At 58.5% G+C, this 16587-nt stretch carries 11 protein-coding genes; 1 reads left to right on the top strand and 10 read right to left on the bottom strand.

Translation table 11 applies throughout. The features are described 5' to 3' along the window. From AC2FLZ_RS10885 to rplJ, 10 genes are all read right to left on the bottom strand, one after another. The coding region (locus AC2FLZ_RS10885) for a GTP-binding protein (RefSeq protein ID WP_480545024.1) at nt 1-183 on the bottom strand (183 nt) is incomplete at its 3' end. Between the two features lie 60 nt (nt 184-243). Continuing rightward, complete coding sequence (gene fusA, locus AC2FLZ_RS10880; protein ID WP_480474062.1) at nt 244-2361, bottom strand: elongation factor G; 2118 nt, start codon at nt 2359-2361, stop codon at nt 244-246. An 18-nt stretch (nt 2362-2379) separates the two neighbouring features. Further along, the gene (gene rpsG, locus AC2FLZ_RS10875) at nt 2380-2850 is read right to left on the bottom strand and encodes a 30S ribosomal protein S7 (protein ID WP_093964348.1); all 471 of its coding nucleotides are present in this window, start codon (nt 2848-2850) and stop codon (nt 2380-2382) included. Nucleotides 2851-2865: 15 nt separating this feature from the next. Next, entirely contained in the window at nt 2866-3237 is a 372-nt protein-coding gene (gene rpsL, locus AC2FLZ_RS10870; protein WP_005621086.1) for a 30S ribosomal protein S12, read from the bottom strand. 434 nt (nt 3238-3671) lie between these two features. Then, nucleotides 3672-4541, bottom strand: coding sequence for a DMT family transporter (locus AC2FLZ_RS10865; protein ID WP_480624209.1), 870 nt, complete (start codon nt 4539-4541; stop codon nt 3672-3674). Nucleotides 4542-4679: 138 nt separating this feature from the next. After that, complete coding sequence (locus AC2FLZ_RS10860) at nt 4680-5459, bottom strand: hypothetical protein (protein ID WP_480607052.1); 780 nt, start codon at nt 5457-5459, stop codon at nt 4680-4682. A gap of 211 nt (nt 5460-5670) precedes the next feature. After that, nucleotides 5671-9912 (bottom strand): DNA-directed RNA polymerase subunit beta', encoded by a 4242-nt coding sequence (rpoC, locus tag AC2FLZ_RS10855; protein ID WP_480474064.1) that lies wholly within the window; start codon nt 9910-9912, stop codon nt 5671-5673. Nucleotides 9913-9964: 52 nt separating this feature from the next. Next, nucleotides 9965-14101 carry a DNA-directed RNA polymerase subunit beta gene (gene rpoB, locus AC2FLZ_RS10850; RefSeq protein WP_496882177.1) on the bottom strand — a complete coding sequence of 1379 codons (4137 nt, stop codon included), beginning with the start codon at nt 14099-14101 and terminating at the stop codon, nt 9965-9967. Nucleotides 14102-14351: 250 nt separating this feature from the next. Next, nucleotides 14352-14729 carry a 50S ribosomal protein L7/L12 gene (gene rplL / locus AC2FLZ_RS10845; RefSeq protein ID WP_209507787.1) on the bottom strand — a complete coding sequence of 126 codons (378 nt, stop codon included), beginning with the start codon at nt 14727-14729 and terminating at the stop codon, nt 14352-14354. Between the two features lie 79 nt (nt 14730-14808). Then, the gene (gene rplJ / locus AC2FLZ_RS10840; RefSeq protein WP_209507785.1) at nt 14809-15327 is read right to left on the bottom strand and encodes a 50S ribosomal protein L10; all 519 of its coding nucleotides are present in this window, start codon (nt 15325-15327) and stop codon (nt 14809-14811) included. 447 nt (nt 15328-15774) lie between these two features. On the opposite strand from rplJ, the gene AC2FLZ_RS10835 reads away from it, so the two are divergent. Continuing rightward, on the top strand, nt 15775-16545 hold the full coding sequence (locus AC2FLZ_RS10835) for a class II glutamine amidotransferase (RefSeq protein WP_480520914.1): 771 nt from the start codon (nt 15775-15777) through the stop codon (nt 16543-16545). Nucleotides 16546-16587: the final 42 nt, after the last annotated feature.

Below are 16587 nucleotides of genomic sequence, written 5' to 3'. Positions count from 1 at the left end.
CGCGGTCGAGATGGTGATGCCGCGGGCTTTCTCTTCCGGCGCGCCGTCAATCTGGTCATACGCCTTGAAGTCACCAAAATACTTGGTGATCGCTGCGGTCAGCGTCGTCTTGCCGTGGTCAACATGCCCAATCGTGCCGATGTTGACGTGCGGTTTTGTACGCTCAAACTTTTCCTTTGCCATGATGGCCTCCTTTTTCTGTAATGAAGGGAGCCCCGGAACGGCGCTCCCTCAAATCGTCGCTTATGCGTATTTCGCCTGGATCTCGTCCGAGATGTTCTGCGGAACCGGATCGTAGTGGTCGAACTGCATGGTGAACTGGGCACGGCCCGACGACATCGAACGCAGGGTGTTGATGTAGCCGAACATGTTCGCCAGCGGAACAAACGCGTCGATCGCGATTGCGTTGCCGCGGGATTCCTGACCCGACACCTGGCCCCGACGCGAAGTCAGGTCACCGATGATACCGCCGGTGTATTCTTCCGGGGTGATCACTTCGACCTTCATGATCGGTTCCAGCAGCTTCGCGCCGGCTTTGCGCATGCCTTCACGCATACACATACGGGCCGCGATTTCGAACGCCAGAACGCTCGAGTCGACGTCGTGGAACTTACCGTCCAGCAGGGCAACCTTGAAGTCGATCACCGGGAAGCCAGCCAGAGGGCCGCTGTCCATGACCGAGTTGATGCCTTTTTCAACACCGGGGATGTATTCCTTAGGAACGGCACCACCAACGATGCGGCTTTCGAACGAGTAACCTTCGCCCGCCTCGGTGGGCTGGATCTCCAGCTTGACTTCAGCGAACTGACCCGAACCACCCGACTGTTTCTTGTGGGTGTAGGTGTGTTCGACCGGCATCGAGATGGTTTCACGATAAGCCACCTGAGGCGCACCGATGTTGGCTTCGACCTTGAACTCGCGCTTGAGACGGTCCACCAGGATGTCCAGGTGAAGTTCGCCCATGCCCTTCATGATGGTCTGACCCGATTCCAGGTCGGTTTCCACGCGGAAGGACGGGTCTTCGGCGGCCAGACGGGCCAGACCCTGAGACATCTTTTCCTGGTCGCCCTTGGTTTTGGGCTCGACCGCGATCTCGATCACCGGATCGGGGAAGGTCATGGTTTCCAGAACCACCGGATCCTTCGGATCGCAGAGTGTGTCACCGGTGGTGGTGTCTTTCAGACCCGCCAGCGCGATGATGTCGCCTGCAAACGCTTCTTCGATCTCTTCCCGGTTGTTGGAGTGCATCATCATCATACGACCGATGCGCTCTTTCTTGCCTTTGGTCGAGTTCAGGATCGAGTCGCCCTTCTGCATGGTGCCCGAGTAAACGCGGGTGAAGGTCAGCGAACCGACGAAGGGGTCGTTCATGATTTTGAACGCCAGACCCGAGAAGGCCATGTCGTCATCGGCACGACGTGCGATGTTACGAACTTCTTCCTCGTCGCCGGGTTTGAAGCCCATGTAATCAACAACGTCCAGCGGGCTGGGCAGGTAGTCGATCACAGCGTTGAGCAGCGGCTGAACGCCTTTGTTCTTGAACGCCGAGCCACCCAGAACCGGAACGAAATGCAGCGCCAGCGTGCCTTTGCGCAGCAGTTTGCGCAGGGTCGGAACGTCGGGCTCTTCGCCTTCCAGATAGGCCATCATCGCGTCGTCGTCTTCTTCGACGGCCGCTTCGATCATCTTGCCGCGCCATTCGTCAGCCATGTCTTTCAGGCTGTCACGGATCGGAGCTTTGACCCAGCTTGCACCAAGGTCTTCGCCCTGCCACAGCCACTCTTCCATGGTGACGAGGTCAACCAGGCCTTCCAGCTCGGTTTCGGCACCGATCGGAATACCAACCGGAACAGCACGTGCGCCGGTGCGGTCTTCGATCATGCGAACGCAGTTGAAGAAGTCTGCGCCGATCTTGTCCATCTTGTTGACGAAAACCATACGCGGAACCTTGTAGCGGTCAGCCTGACGCCACACGGTTTCGGTCTGGGGTTCAACACCGGCGTTTGCGTCCAGAACGCAGACGGCACCGTCGAGAACCGCCAGCGAGCGTTCAACTTCGATGGTGAAGTCAACGTGGCCGGGGGTGTCGATGATGTTCAGGCGGTGCTTAGGCGTGTCAGCATTCTGACCGTCTTCGGTGCGTTCCCAGAAGGTGGTAGTTGCAGCCGAAGTGATGGTGATGCCGCGTTCCTGCTCCTGCTCCATCCAGTCCATGGTGGCTGCACCATCGTGCACCTCGCCGATGTTATGGGATTTACCAGTGTAATACAGGATACGCTCCGAGCAGGTGGTCTTACCTGCGTCGATGTGCGCCATGATACCGAAGTTACGGTATAGTTCGAGCGGATATTCGCGTGCCATTTGGATAAGCCTCTGGGATTACCAACGGTAATGGCTGAAGGCTTTGTTCGCCTCGGCCATCTTGTGGGTGTCTTCGCGCTTCTTCACGGCGGTACCGCGGGACTGTACAGCGTCCAGCAGCTCACCGGCGAGGCGTTCTTCCATGGTGTTTTCATTGCGGCCGCGCGCAGCGGTGATCAGCCAGCGGATGGCCAGTGCTTCGCGGCGCTCGGGGCGGACTTCGACCGGAACCTGATAGGTTGCACCACCAACCCGGCGCGAGCGAACCTCGACCGACGGTTTGATGTTGTCGAGTGCTTCGTGGAACACTTCGACGGGCGCGCGCTTGATCTTGCTTTCGACGCGGTCAAAGGCGTTGTAGACGATGCGCTCGGCGACCGACTTCTTGCCGTCGATCATCAGGTTGTTCATGAATTTGGTCAGAACCTTATCGCCAAACTTGGCGTCAGGCAGGACTTCGCGTTTTTCGGCGGCGTGACGACGTGACATATCAGCCTCTCCTTCTTACTTGGGACGCTTCGCGCCGTATTTCGAACGGCGTTGCTTACGGTCTTTGACGCCCTGAGTATCCAGAACACCGCGCAGGATGTGGTAACGCACACCGGGAAGGTCTTTCACACGGCCGCCACGGATCAGAACAACCGAGTGTTCCTGAAGGTTGTGGCTTTCACCGGGGATGTACGAGATGACCTCGAACCCGTTGGTCAGGCGCACTTTGGCAACCTTACGCATAGCCGAGTTCGGTTTCTTCGGTGTGGTGGTGTAAACACGTGTGCAGACGCCGCGTTTCTGCGGGCACTGCTCCAGGTGCATGGACTTCGAGCGTTTTACTTTGGGCTGCCGCGGTTTGCGGATCAGCTGTTGAATAGTTGGCATTCCGGTTTCTTCCCCGTTTGCAACACACATGACATGCACGCAACTGGCGTGCGGCTAACTTCGCTGCGCTGATGCGTCCACAAGCGCAAAACCCACGAGCGTTCCCATTCCGAGGTGAACGTCGCGGTTGTTTCTCAGAGGGCGCGAACTGCAAAATTGTCCGGGCCTTGACCAGCTCATTACTGGAATCGGCTATGGGGCGGCCCCCGGCACCGAGATGACGCGCGTAATAGGGGGAGTCGGCCCGAGTGTCAACAGCACGATACCGGTTGCCCGGCAATTGGCTGATCCGGGCCGTGCCGATATGGGTGCGCAGGCTCAACCGGGTTCATAAAACCGCCCTGCACCAGAAGCGCCAATGTTGAGCTGAACCCGCAACCGGAGGCCGGGTTTCGCCTTCGGATAACCAGTGTTCAGAGCTTTGTCACGCAGGTTCACGCCGCTTCCCGACGCGCGCGTTCCCGGAACAGCGTAAACAGTCCGGCGGCCACGATCAGTGTCGCACCCAGCATGGTCAGGCCGTCGGGCCATTCATCGAATACGGCCCAGCCCAACCCCAGGGCCCAGATCAGGCTGGAATAGCGAAACGGCGCGATGAACCCGACATCGCCCTGACGCATGACCATGACGCTGAACAGATAGCCCATCAGGACGAACACGGCCGCCGCTGCAACCAAAGAACCCGCAGCGCCGGAAACCGGAACCCATCCTTCGAACACCGAAGCAATCGCGGCGGCCACCGTGATGGAAAGAGACGTCGCCAGTGTCACCACCATTGAAGGAACTTGGGGCGACATGCGTCGCGTCACCAGATCGCGAACCGTGATCGAAGCCACTGCGATCAGCGCGTAGATGGAATACAGGCTGAAGCCGTCAGGACCGGGTCTGACGATCAGAACCATGCCGCCAAAACCAATGGCAATCGCCAATATGCGCCGCCAGCCGACCTGTTCGGAAAAGACCAGCGCCGCGCCCAGCGTCACGGTCAGGGGCAGCGCCTGCAGAATGGCCGTCACATTGGCAAGCGGCATGTTCTTGAGCGCTGTCAGGAAAAAGAAGGTGGCCGACAGTTCGGCCAGGCTGCGCAGCGCAACCAGCCACCGGTCGTGGTTTGAGAAATTGAGGTGCAGCGCCCCCAGATAGCGGGCAAGACCGTAGACAAGGAAAACGGCCAGTACGCCCCGCATGGCCACCAGTTGGAACAAAGGCAGTTCCCGAAGCGCGACCTTGACCAAAGTGTCGTTCAGGGTGAAGGCCGCCATGCTGCCCATCATCAGCAAGGCACCTTTGGTGTTTGGGTTCATGTCAGATATGGCCCTGCGCAGAGTGATCGGGCCATTGGCCCAATCGGACAGCCGCCTGTCAACGCATCAAATCAGATCAGCGCGAGAATTGCCCTCCGACGCGTGCGGAGCGTTTCGAAAACGCCGACTGATCCCCTATCAGAGGCCGGATACCCGGCCGCCTCCGATACCTTCCACAGCCACCCCGGCGCTGAGCGTGTGCGTTGCAATCAACCCACCGGACATGTCCAGAACGCCAAGCTGGTTGCCGTTCTGAAGGGCGACATAAAGCTCGCGGCGTTTGGAGTTGATGCCAAGGCCAAAGCGTTCGATCTGCACCGCTGCGCCGACCGATGGATTGGTCGCGCGGATCGTCCTTAGAACCGTGCCGTTCAAATCCACCTCGGAGATCAGGCGATTGCGGATGAACAGCACATAAAGCGTGCCGGTCGTTTCATCAAAGGCCAGCCCGCCAATCGGCCCCTGTGGCTGGCTGAGGGTTATGTTGCGCACGAATTGCCCGTCGCGGGTCAGTTCCGCGATCATCACCCCGTTCGGATGGTCGAGGAAAAGATGGCCGTCGCCGCCCCGAATGGCCAGCCCGCATTCTTTTATGGGGAACTCGTCAGGTGTGATGCCACCGCATCCGGCCGGAACCCGCTGTGCCGCAAAGGTACGCAGGACACGGCCATTTCGGTCAAGCTCCTGTAGCTGGGTACCGGGAAGATTGCGCAGAAAGATCCGCCTTCTCGGCTCATCATAAGCCAGCCCGACGATCGAGCCGGATATCGGGATCAAGCGCGTCGTGCCGTTCGGGATCACGATCTCACGCGATGGCTGGCCCGGCGGCATCCCCACATAGGCATAATCCGTGCAGGCGGCCATCAGGCCGAGACCGAAAACCGAAAATACGCGCGACAGCTTTGTGACAGCTCTCATCATCCACCCCCGTCACCTGTGTGAATTCGAGACGGATGGTAGCACAGTTTAGCCTAAATCAGAAAAACCCTGCTGTTATTGCAGGTCTCATACAGCAAGCGCGATATGCCAGTGGTCTGGAACTGCCCTAAGTGTGGCGCGCGTTTCAACCCTGCAAAAACAAAAGGCCCCGCGAAATCGCGGGGCCTTCCTTAACTTGTCAATCGGGCGATTACTCGCGGCTTTCGGGTGTTTCCACCAGAACATCCAGCTCATCCCCGACCAGATCATCATCCATGATCGGCGCAGCCAGGGCAGCGGCCGCTTCGGCCTCTTCCCGGCGGGCTTCGATCACCACATTGTCGCGCGACTGCGCGATGTGGCGGACGGCCTGAGTTGCCCCACCGGTACCGGCGGGGATCAAGCGACCAACGATGACGTTCTCTTTCAGGCCGACCAGCTTGTCCTTTTTGCCCTGCACGGACGCTTCGGTCAGTACGCGGGTGGTTTCCTGGAACGACGCGGCCGAGATGAACGAACGCGTTTGCAGCGAGGCCTTGGTGATCCCCAGAAGGATCGGCTCGCCCTGTGCCGGACGACCACCGCGAGCGATGGTCTTTTCGTTGGCTGCGTCGAACTCCTGCTTGTCGACATGTTCGCCTTTCAGCAGGGTGGTGTCGCCTGAATCCAGGATCTCCCACTTCTGCAGCATCTGCCGCACGATGACTTCGATGTGCTTGTCGTTGATCTTCACGCCTTGCAGACGATACACATCCTGCACTTCGTCGATCATGTAGTTCGCCAGCGCCTCGACACCCATGATGGACAGGATGTCATGCGGAGCCGGGTTACCGTCCATGATGTAGTCGCCCTTCTGTACGAAGTCGCCTTCGACAACAGGGATGTGCTTGCCCTTGGGTACCATGTACTCGATGGGCTCCAGTGACTCGTCAGCCGGTTCGATGGTGATGCGGCGCTTGTTCTTGTAGTCGCGGCCAAAGCGCACGTAACCATCGGCTTCTGCGATGATCGCGTGATCTTTCGGACGGCGGGCTTCGAACAGTTCGGCCACACGCGGCAGACCACCGGTGATGTCCTTGGTCTTGGCACCTTCACGCGGAATACGCGCAACAACGTCACCGGCTTCGATCTTCTGGCCATCTTCGACCGACAGGATCGCATCCACCGACATCGGATAGTGAACCGGGTTGCCCGCATCGTTGCGGACCGGTTCGCCATCGTCACCGACCAGAATGATCTCGGGCTTCAGGTCGCTGCCACGGGGGGCCGCGCGCCAGTCAATCACGATCTTCTGGGTCATGCCTGTTGCTTCGTCGGTCTCGTCACGGACGGCAAGGCCCGAAACCAGGTCGACGTATTTGGTGGTACCGGCTTTCTCGGCGATGATCGGCAGGGTGTAGGGATCCCATTCGAACAGCTTGTCGCCACGGGACACTTTCGCGCCTTCCTTGACGAACAGCTTGGAGCCGTAGCCCAGCTTGTGGTTGGCACGCTCTTCGCCGTGATCGTCCTTGATCACCAGCTTCATGTTCCGGCCCATGACGAGACTTTCGCCTGCGGCATTCACCAGGATCTGCGGGTTCTCGAAGGATACGTTGCCGGCTTGGCTTGCTTCCTGGAACGACTGCTGACCACCTTGCGCAACACCGCCGATGTGGAAAGTCCGCATCGTCAGCTGTGTACCGGGTTCACCGATGGACTGGGCGGCGATGATGCCGACAGCCTCACCCGTGTTCACCATGGTACCGCGAGCAAGGTCACGACCGTAACAGGTGGCACAGACGCCTTCCTCGGACTCGCAGGTCAGAGGCGAGCGGATACGGGTCGACTGAACGCCAGCCTCATCGATGATGTCCGCCATCCGTTCGTCGATCAGCTGACCCGCGGCCACGAGCACCTCTTCCGTGCCCGGACGCAGGATGTCATCGGCAGCCACGCGGCCCAGAATACGCTCGGCCAGAGAGGCGACAACTTCACCGTCGTTGACCGCAGCTTCGGCCGTGATCGCGCGTTCAGTGCCGCAGTCGATCTCGCGAACGATGCAGTCCTGTGCCACGTCCACCAGACGACGGGTCAGGTAACCCGAGTTCGCGGTTTTCAGAGCGGTATCCGACAGACCTTTACGGGCACCGTGGGTCGAGTTGAAGTATTCAAGAACGGTCAGACCTTCCTTGAAGTTCGAGATGATCGGCGTCTCGATGATGTCACCGTTCGGCTTGGCCATCAGGCCCCGCATACCGCCCAGCTGTTTCATCTGAGTGACCGAGCCCCGCGCACCGGAGTGAGCCATCATGTAAACCGAGTTCGGCTCCATGTCCGACCCGTCTTCGGCCTTGGCGACGTTCGAGATGGTGCTCATCATCGCCTCGGTCACGCGGTCGTTACACTTCGACCAGGCATCGACAACCTTGTTGTACTTTTCGCCCTGAGTGATCAGGCCGTCCATGTACTGCTGTTCGAAATCTTTCACCTGATCGCGGGTGTCATCAACGATGCCCCACTTGTCATCAGGAATGACCATGTCGTCCTTGCCGAACGAGATGCCCGCCCTGAACGCTTCTTTGAAGCCCATCGACATGATCTGGTCACAGAAGATAACCGACTCTTTCTGACCGCAGTAGCGGTAGACGGTGTCGATCACCTGCTGCACTTCTTTCTTCCGCAGCAGGCGGTTGACCAGATCGAACGGCGCCTTGTTGTTCATCGGCAGCAGGGCCCCCAGACGCAGACGGCCCGGAGTGGTTTCATAGCGCTTCTGAACTTCGTTGCCTTCTTCGTCGATCTGCGTGATCCGCGCTGTGATTTTGGTGTGCAGATGCACCTCACCCGCGTCCAGCGCGTGCTGAACTTCGTCGATCGAACCAAAGACCTTGCCTTCGCCCGGCATGCCGGCACGTTCCAGCGACACATAGTACAGGCCCAGGATCATGTCCTGCGACGGAACGATAATCGGCGCGCCGTTTGCAGGCGACAGAACGTTGTTCGTCGACATCATCAGAACGCGGGCTTCCAGCTGTGCCTCAAGGCTCAGCGGGACGTGAACAGCCATCTGGTCGCCGTCGAAGTCGGCGTTGAAGGCCGAACAGACCAGCGGGTGCAGCTGAATGGCTTTGCCTTCGATCAGAACCGGTTCGAACGCCTGAATGCCAAGACGGTGCAGCGTCGGCGCACGGTTCAGCATGACAGGGTGTTCGCGGATCACCTCGTCGAGAATATCCCACACTTCGGGACGCTCTTTCTCGACCAGCTTCTTCGCCTGTTTCACGGTCGAAGACAGACCCTTGGCTTCAAGGCGCGAGTAGATGAACGGCTTGAACAGTTCCAGCGCCATCTTCTTGGGCAGGCCACACTGGTGCAGCTTAAGCTCCGGACCAGTCACGATGACCGAACGGCCCGAGAAGTCGACGCGTTTCCCCAGAAGGTTCTGACGGAAGCGGCCCTGCTTGCCTTTCAGCATGTCCGACAGCGATTTCAGCGGGCGCTTGTTGGCGCCGGTGATCACGCGGCCACGACGGCCGTTGTCAAACAGAGCGTCCACGGATTCCTGCAACATCCGCTTTTCGTTGCGGACGATGATGTCAGGCGCACGCAGTTCGATCAGACGCTTGAGGCGGTTGTTCCGGTTGATCACGCGACGATACAGATCGTTCAGATCCGAGGTCGCAAAGCGGCCACCATCCAGCGGAACCAGTGGGCGCAGTTCCGGCGGGATGACCGGGATCACGGTCATGACCATCCATTCAGGTCGGTTGCCCGACTCGAGGAAGGATTCAACAACCTTCAGACGCTTGATGATCTTCTTGGGCTTCAGTTCGCCTGTGGCTTCGGCCAGATCAGCGCGCAGCTGCTCGGCTTCGGCTTCCAGATCGATCTGGGCCAGCATCTCACGGATGGCTTCGGCACCGATATTGGCGGTGAACGCGTCCATGCCAAAGGCATCCTGCGCGTCCATGTACTCTTCTTCGGTCAGCATCTGGCCGTAGGTCAGGTCGGTCAGACCGGGCTCGATAACGACGTAGTTTTCAAAGTACAGAACGCGTTCCAGATCGCGCAGCGTCATGTCCAGCATCAGACCGATGCGGGACGGCAGCGATTTCAGGAACCAGATGTGTGCAACGGGCGCGGCCAGTTCGATGTGGCCCATACGCTCGCGGCGGACTTTTTGCAGGGTGACTTCCACGCCGCATTTTTCGCAGACAACGCCGCGATACTTCATCCGTTTATATTTGCCGCACAGACATTCGTAATCTTTGATCGGGCCAAAGATACGTGCACAGAACAGACCGTCACGTTCAGGCTTGAACGTCCGGTAGTTGATGGTTTCGGGTTTCTTGATCTCACCATAGGACCAAGACAGGATCCGTTCGGGCGACGCCAGCGAGACTTTGATTTCGTCAAAGACCTTCGGGGGCGTCAGCGGGTTGAACGGGTTGTTGGTGATTTCCTGGTTCATTTTGATACCTCAAATTTTGCGGAAGGGGGGACGGGAGGAAGGGCTGAGGCCCTTACTCCTCAACCTCCGCATCCAGGAGTTCCATATTCAGGCCGAGGCCGCGGACTTCTTTCACCAGAACGTTGAACGATTCCGGTACGCCCGCTTCAAAGTTATCCTCGCCCTTGACAATCGACTCATAGACCTTGGTCCGACCGGCGACGTCATCCGATTTCACCGTCAGCATCTCTTGTAGGGTGTAGGCGGCGCCATAAGCTTCCAGAGCCCAGACTTCCATCTCACCAAAGCGCTGACCACCGAACTGCGCCTTACCACCCAGCGGCTGCTGGGTCACCAGGCTATAGGGCCCGGTCGAACGCGCGTGGATCTTGTCGTCCACAAGGTGGTGCAGTTTGAGCAGGTACTTGATGCCCACGGTGACCGGACGCGCAAATTGCTCACCCGTACGACCGTCGAACAGGATCGACTGACCACTTTGCGAGAAGCCCGCACGCACCAGCGCGTCGTTGACGTCAGCCTCTTTGGCACCGTCAAAGACCGGGGTTGCGATCGGAACACCGCGGGTCACGTTGCCCGCTGCTTCGACCAGCGTCTCCTCGTCCATGCCGGTGATGCCTTCTTCGTAGACATCTTCGCCATAGGCCAGCTTCATCGCCTCGCGCACCGGGGTCAGGTCGCCGGACCGGCGGTACTCACCCAGTGCCTCATCGATGTTCAGACCCAGACCGCGCGCGGCCCAACCCATGTGGGTTTCAAGGATCTGACCAACGTTCATACGCGAAGGCACACCCAGCGGGTTCAGACAGAAGTCGACCGGCGTACCATCGGCCAGGAACGGCATGTCTTCCATCGGAACAACCTTGGAAATCACACCCTTGTTCCCGTGACGACCGGCCATCTTGTCGCCCGGCTGCAGCTTGCGCTTCACGGCGATGAAGACTTTGACCATCTTCATCACACCCGGCGGCAGGTCGTCGCCACGGCGGACCTTCTCGACCTTATCCTCGAAACGGGCGTCCAGAGCGCGCTTTTGCACTTCGTATTGCTCGTTCAGGGCCTCGACGATCTGGGCGTCCTGCTCGTCTTCCAGCGCCAGCTGCCACCATTGACCACGGGTCAGGGTGTCCAGCAGATCCTCGGTGATCACCGACCCTGCCTTGACACCTTTCGGGCCTTTGACCGCAGTTTTACCCAGGATCAGACCTTGCAGACGCGCATAGATGTTGCGGTCAAGGATCGCCAGCTCGTCGTCCCGGTCACGGGCCAGACGTTCGACTTCCTCACGCTCGATCTGCAGCGCACGCTCATCTTTCTCGACGCCGTGACGGTTGAAGACGCGCACCTCGACGACCGTACCGTAATCGCCCGGCTTCACGCGCAGCGAGGTGTCGCGCACGTCAGATGCTTTTTCGCCAAAGATGGCGCGCAGCAGCTTTTCTTCCGGGGTCATCGGGCTTTCGCCCTTCGGAGTGATCTTGCCGACCAGAATATCGCCCGGCTCGACATCCGCACCGATGTAAACGATGCCCGCCTCGTCGAGGTTGCGCAGCGCTTCTTCACCGACGTTCGGAATGTCGCGGGTGATCTCTTCCGGGCCCAGCTTGGTGTCACGGGCGGCGACTTCGAATTCCTCGATATGGACCGAGGTAAAGACGTCATCACGCGCGATACGTTCTGAGATCAGGATCGAGTCTTCGTAGTTGTAGCCGTTCCACGGCATGAACGCGACGACCACGTTCTTGCCAAGGGCCAGTTCACCCATATCGGTCGACGGACCGTCGGCAATGACCTCGCCCTTCTGGACGGTGTCACCCACCTTTATCAGCGGACGCTGGTTGATGCAGGTGTTCTGGTTCGAACGCTGGAATTTGCGCAGACGATAGATGTCAACGCCAGCGTCGCCCAGTTCCAGATCCTCGGTGGCGCGGATAACGATACGCTGGGCATCGACCTGGTCGATGATACCGGCGCGTTTCGCCTGGATCGCAGCGCCCGAGTCGATCGCAACCTTTTCCTCGATGCCCGTCCCGACCAGCGGTGCCTCGGCCCGCAGCAGCGGAACCGCCTGACGTTGCATGTTCGAGCCCATCAGAGCGCGGTTGGCGTCGTCATTTTCAAGGAACGGGATCAGCGATGCAGCAACCGAGACCAGCTGCTTCGGCGACACGTCGATCAGGTCCACATTCTCGCGCGGGGCAAGGGTGTAGTCGCCTGCCTGACGGGTCGAAACCAGATCGTTGATGAACTTGCCGTTCTTGTCCAGTGTCGCGTTCGCCTGCGCCACGGTATGACGCATTTCCTCGGTCGCGGACATGTAGTGAACCTCATCAGTCACCTCGGCGTTCTTGACAACGCGGTAAGGTGTTTCGATGAAGCCATACTTGTTCACGCGGGCAAAGGTGGCCAGCGAGTTGATCAGACCAATATTCGGGCCTTCCGGCGTTTCAATCGGGCACATCCGTCCATAGTGGGTCGGGTGCACGTCGCGTACCTCAAAGCCCGCACGTTCACGCGTCAGACCACCGGGGCCAAGCGCCGAGAGACGGCGTTTGTGGGTGACTTCCGACAGCGGGTTGGTCTGGTCCATGAACTGCGACAGCTGCGACGAGCCGAAGAATTCGCGCACAGCAGCAGCAGCCGGTTTCGCGTTGATCAGGTCCTGCGGCATGACGGTGTCGATCTCGACCGACGACATACGCTCTTTGATCGCGCGCTCCATACGCAGCAGACCGACGCGGTACTGGTTTTCCATTAGTTCGCCGACCGAACGCACACGACGGTTGCCGAGGTGGTCGATGTCGTCCACGTCGCCCTTGCCATCGCGCAGTTCGACCAGAGCCTTGACGCAGGCCACGATGTCTTCGCGGCGCAGGGTGCGCAGGGTATCCGGTGCGTCCAGAGCCAGGCGCATGTTCATCTTCACGCGGCCAACAGCGGACAGGTCATAGCGCTCGCTGTCGAAGAACAGGGTGTCGAACAGGGCCGACGCCGCTTCGACGGTGGGCGGCTCACCTGGACGCATGACGCGGTAGATATCCATGAGCGCGGTTTCACGGCCCATATTCTTATCTGCGGCCATGGTGTTGCGCATGTAGGGACCAACATTGACGTTGTCGATGTCGAGAACCGGGATATCGGTGATGCCCGCGTCGATCAGTTCCTTCGCGGTACCGCCGATCAGGTCGCCATCCTTGTCATATTCCAGCGTCAGTTCGTCACCGGCTTCGACATAGATCGCGCCGTTTTCTTCGTTGATGATGTCTTTGGCGACAAACTTGCCAACGATGTGATCGAACGGAACCAGCAGTTCGGTGACGGTGCCCTCGTCGATCAGCTTCTTGACCGCGCGCGGGGTGACTTTCTTGCCTGCCTCGGCAATCACCTCACCTGATTTTGCGTCGATCAGGTCATAGGTCGGACGGGTGCCGCGAACACGCTCGGGGAAGAACGGCGTGACCCAGCCCTTCTTCTTTTCCAGCTTGTAGGAAACGGTGTTGTAATACGCGTCCATTATCGCTTCCTGATCCATACCCAGCGCATAAAGCAGGGTTGTCACAGGCAGTTTGCGGCGGCGGTCGATACGGGCGAACACGATATCCTTGGCGTCGAACTCGAAGTCCAGCCAGCTTCCGCGATACGGGATGATGCGGCAGGCAAACAGCAGCTTGCCCGAGGAATGGGTTTTACCCTTGTCGTGATCAAAGAACACGCCGGGCGAACGGTGCATCTGGGAGACGATTACACGCTCGGTGCCGTTGACGACAAAGGTGCCGTTCGGGGTCATCAGGGGCATGTCGCCCATGAAGACATCCTGTTCTTTGATGTCTTTTACCGATTTCGCGCCGGTGTCCTCATCAACATCGAACACGATCAGGCGCAGTGTAACCTTCAGCGGTGCGCTGTAGGTCATGTCGCGCTGCATGCACTCTTCGACATCGTATTTGGGTTTTTCCAGATCGTATTTCACGAACTCCAGAACGGAGGTTTCGTTGAAATCCTTGATCGGGAAAACCGACTGGAACACGCCTTTGATGCCTTCGCCGTCTGTGGGCTGTTCTGCATCGCCGGAGCGCAGGAAAAGATCATAAGAAGATTTCTGTACCTCAATGAGGTTCGGCATCTCCAGCACTTCGCGGATTTTGCCGTAATATTTACGAAGACGTTTCTGGCCAAGGAACGTTTGAGCCATGTCAGATGTCACCTTTCGATGTTCTCAGCGGGCAAAGACACCGTCGGGCCCCGGCATCTTGCACAATCGAGACAACACGTCCGGATCAATTCGTGGCCACCGTCCCGAAGGCGGCCTCCCGATCCGAAAACCGTGTCTTAGAAAACTCCCCATTCTGTGAGGCCCTTTCTAAGACAGGTTCGGCTGGACCCGGATTTCTCCGGATCCAGCCAAAATTTTCGGCGCATCAGCGATGCGCCTGAGACCAGGCTTAGGCCAGCTCGACTTCGGCGCCAGCTGCTTCCAGCTTGGCTTTGACGTCTTCGGCTTCGTCTTTCGACACGCCTTCTTTGATCTTGCCGCCAGCTTCGACCAGTTCCTTGGCTTCTTTCAGGCCCAGACCGGTGATGCCGCGAACTTCTTTGATCACGTTGATTTTCGAAGCGCCGGCGTTCTTCAGAACGACGTCGAATTCGGTTTTTTCTTCCTCAGCTGCGCCACCGGCGTCGCCACCAGCTGCTGCGACCATTACGGCGCCGCCAGCTGCAGGCTCGATGCCGTATTCGTCTTTGAGGATGGTTTTCAGTTCTTGTGCTTCCAGCAGGGTCAGACCCACGATGCTTTCTGCGAGTGCTTTCAGATCAGCCATTTTATCAGCTCTTTCCGTTTACAATGTGTGTTCCAACGTCAGGGTAGGTACCCTACGCAGATCATTCAGTGCCAACCGCTTACGCAGCTTCCGCCTTCTCTTCGATGGTGGAAAGGATGCTTGCGATATTGCTTGCAGGTGCGCCAATCGCGCCGGCGATGTTCGAAGCAGGTGCGCCAATGCAGCCCACGATCGAAGCAATAAGCTCCTCGCGAGACGGCATTTTCGAAACGGCTTCAACGCCTTTGCGGTCCAGAGCGTTCTCGCCCATAGCACCGCCGAGGATTTCAAATTTCTTGTTATCCTTGGCGAAGTCCTCGGCCACCTTGGCTGCTGCCACGGGGTCCTCGGAATAGGTCAGAACGGTCATCCCTGTCAGCAGGTCGGCCATGCTTGCACACGGCTTACCCTCGAGGGCGATTTTGGCGAGCCTGTTCTTGGCAACACGCACGGAGCCACCCGCGTCACGGGCACGTGCGCGAAGGTCCTGCATCTCGGCAACTGTCAGACCGGCGTAGTGAGCAACCACTACGACGCCAGAGCTTTCGAAGATTTGGCCGAGTTCCTCGACCACTTTCTCTTTCTGGGCTCTATCCACAGTTCTCTCCAAGTTAGGGGTGAGATCTCACCCCGGCTCATATTTGCCGCGGCTTGCGCCCCGGCGTTCAGGTCCGTTGTTACGGGATTGGCCAAAATTCGCCCGAGGGTGGGACCCTCAGAATTCTTTGGTCTTACCCGTCTCAGGCAGGGAATTAAGGGGCCATATGGCACCACCCACCGTCTTGGACGAAACAAAATAAAGCGCACGACGAATCGCACGCTTTATTCCGCAGGTCTACTTAGGACAGATGGCCGGGGTTTCCAAGAGGTAAATTGTGATAAATCAAACGCAACAAGGGATGACCAAGACAACAAGATAAAGTGCGCTGACGAGCAATTGATTAGGTCGAATTACAGGGTTGAGCGCAAAATAGTTCGTGACATTGTTCCAACTTCAAGACTATAACCCGACAATTTTTCTCAGAAACAAGACGAAGCAGAAAAAATGTGTAGAATTGCCGCCTATTGCGGACCAAGTATTCCGCTTGAAAACATCGTCATCCGGCCCCAGCATTCATTGCTGGAGCAAAGCCAGCACGCGGCCGAGGCAAAGCTTGCCGTCAATGGCGATGGCTTCGGTATGGCATGGTACGCGGATCAGGATCGTCCCGGCCTGTACAGGGATGTCCTGCCCGCGTGGTCGGATGGTAACCTGGTCGATCTTTGCAGGATGATAAAATCCTCGCTGTTTTTGGCCCATGTCCGCGCGTCGACATTCGGCGAAGTGTCGCGCGCAAACTGCCACCCTTTTACATTTGGCAAATGGTCCTTCATGCACAATGGTCAGATCGGAGAGTTCGGGCGTTTGCGCAGACGGCTAGAATCCTCACTGCCGGACGAGCTTTATGCGGCGCGGCGCGGGTCGACGGATTCAGAGCTTCTGTTTCTGCTGCTGCTGGCCAACGGGCTGGATGATGCGCCGCAGGACGCTGTTGTCGCAACTCTGCGTCAGATCGATGCGCTTGACAGTCATCGGACGCAACCGGATCGCATGGCCGTCGCCTTTTCGGATGGACAGAGCCTGTATGCGTTTCGATATTCCAGCGACCAGCGCAGCCCGTCCCTGTATTTCGGGGAAGGGCTGGACCACGGCGGCAAGGTCATTGCATCCGAACCTCTGGACAAGGGCACAGGAAAATGGACGCCCATTGAAGACCGGAGTTTCTTTACCCTGACCGGCGAAACAGCCAGCCATACCGCGTTGCCGTTCAGCTAATCGAAAACGGGCGGTCCGATTGGACCGCCCGCAACATTGCTT

It is taken from the genome of Ruegeria sp. YKSF131 (assembly GCF_059612645.1).
Note: the sequence above shows the minus strand (reverse complement) of the source record. Positions and strands in the feature narration are given on the sequence as shown.

Bases quoted from the DNA above. Each gene is read 5' to 3' on its own strand.
- fusA (WP_480474062.1), bottom strand. From the start codon at position 2,361: ATGGCACGCGAATATCCGCTCGAACTATACCGTAACTTCGGTATCATG.
- rpsG (WP_093964348.1), bottom strand. From the start codon at position 2,850: ATGTCACGTCGTCACGCCGCCGAAAAACGCGAAGTCCTGCCTGACGCC.
- rpsL (WP_005621086.1), bottom strand. From the start codon at position 3,237: ATGCCAACTATTCAACAGCTGATCCGCAAACCGCGGCAGCCCAAAGTA.
- AC2FLZ_RS10865 (WP_480624209.1), bottom strand. From the start codon at position 4,541: ATGAACCCAAACACCAAAGGTGCCTTGCTGATGATGGGCAGCATGGCG.
- AC2FLZ_RS10860 (WP_480607052.1), bottom strand. From the start codon at position 5,459: ATGAGAGCTGTCACAAAGCTGTCGCGCGTATTTTCGGTTTTCGGTCTC.
- rpoC (WP_480474064.1), bottom strand. From the start codon at position 9,912: ATGAACCAGGAAATCACCAACAACCCGTTCAACCCGCTGACGCCCCCG.
- rpoB (WP_496882177.1), bottom strand. From the start codon at position 14,101: ATGGCTCAAACGTTCCTTGGCCAGAAACGTCTTCGTAAATATTACGGC.
- rplL (WP_209507787.1), bottom strand. From the start codon at position 14,729: ATGGCTGATCTGAAAGCACTCGCAGAAAGCATCGTGGGTCTGACCCTG.
- AC2FLZ_RS10835 (WP_480520914.1), top strand. From the start codon at position 15,775: ATGTGTAGAATTGCCGCCTATTGCGGACCAAGTATTCCGCTTGAAAAC.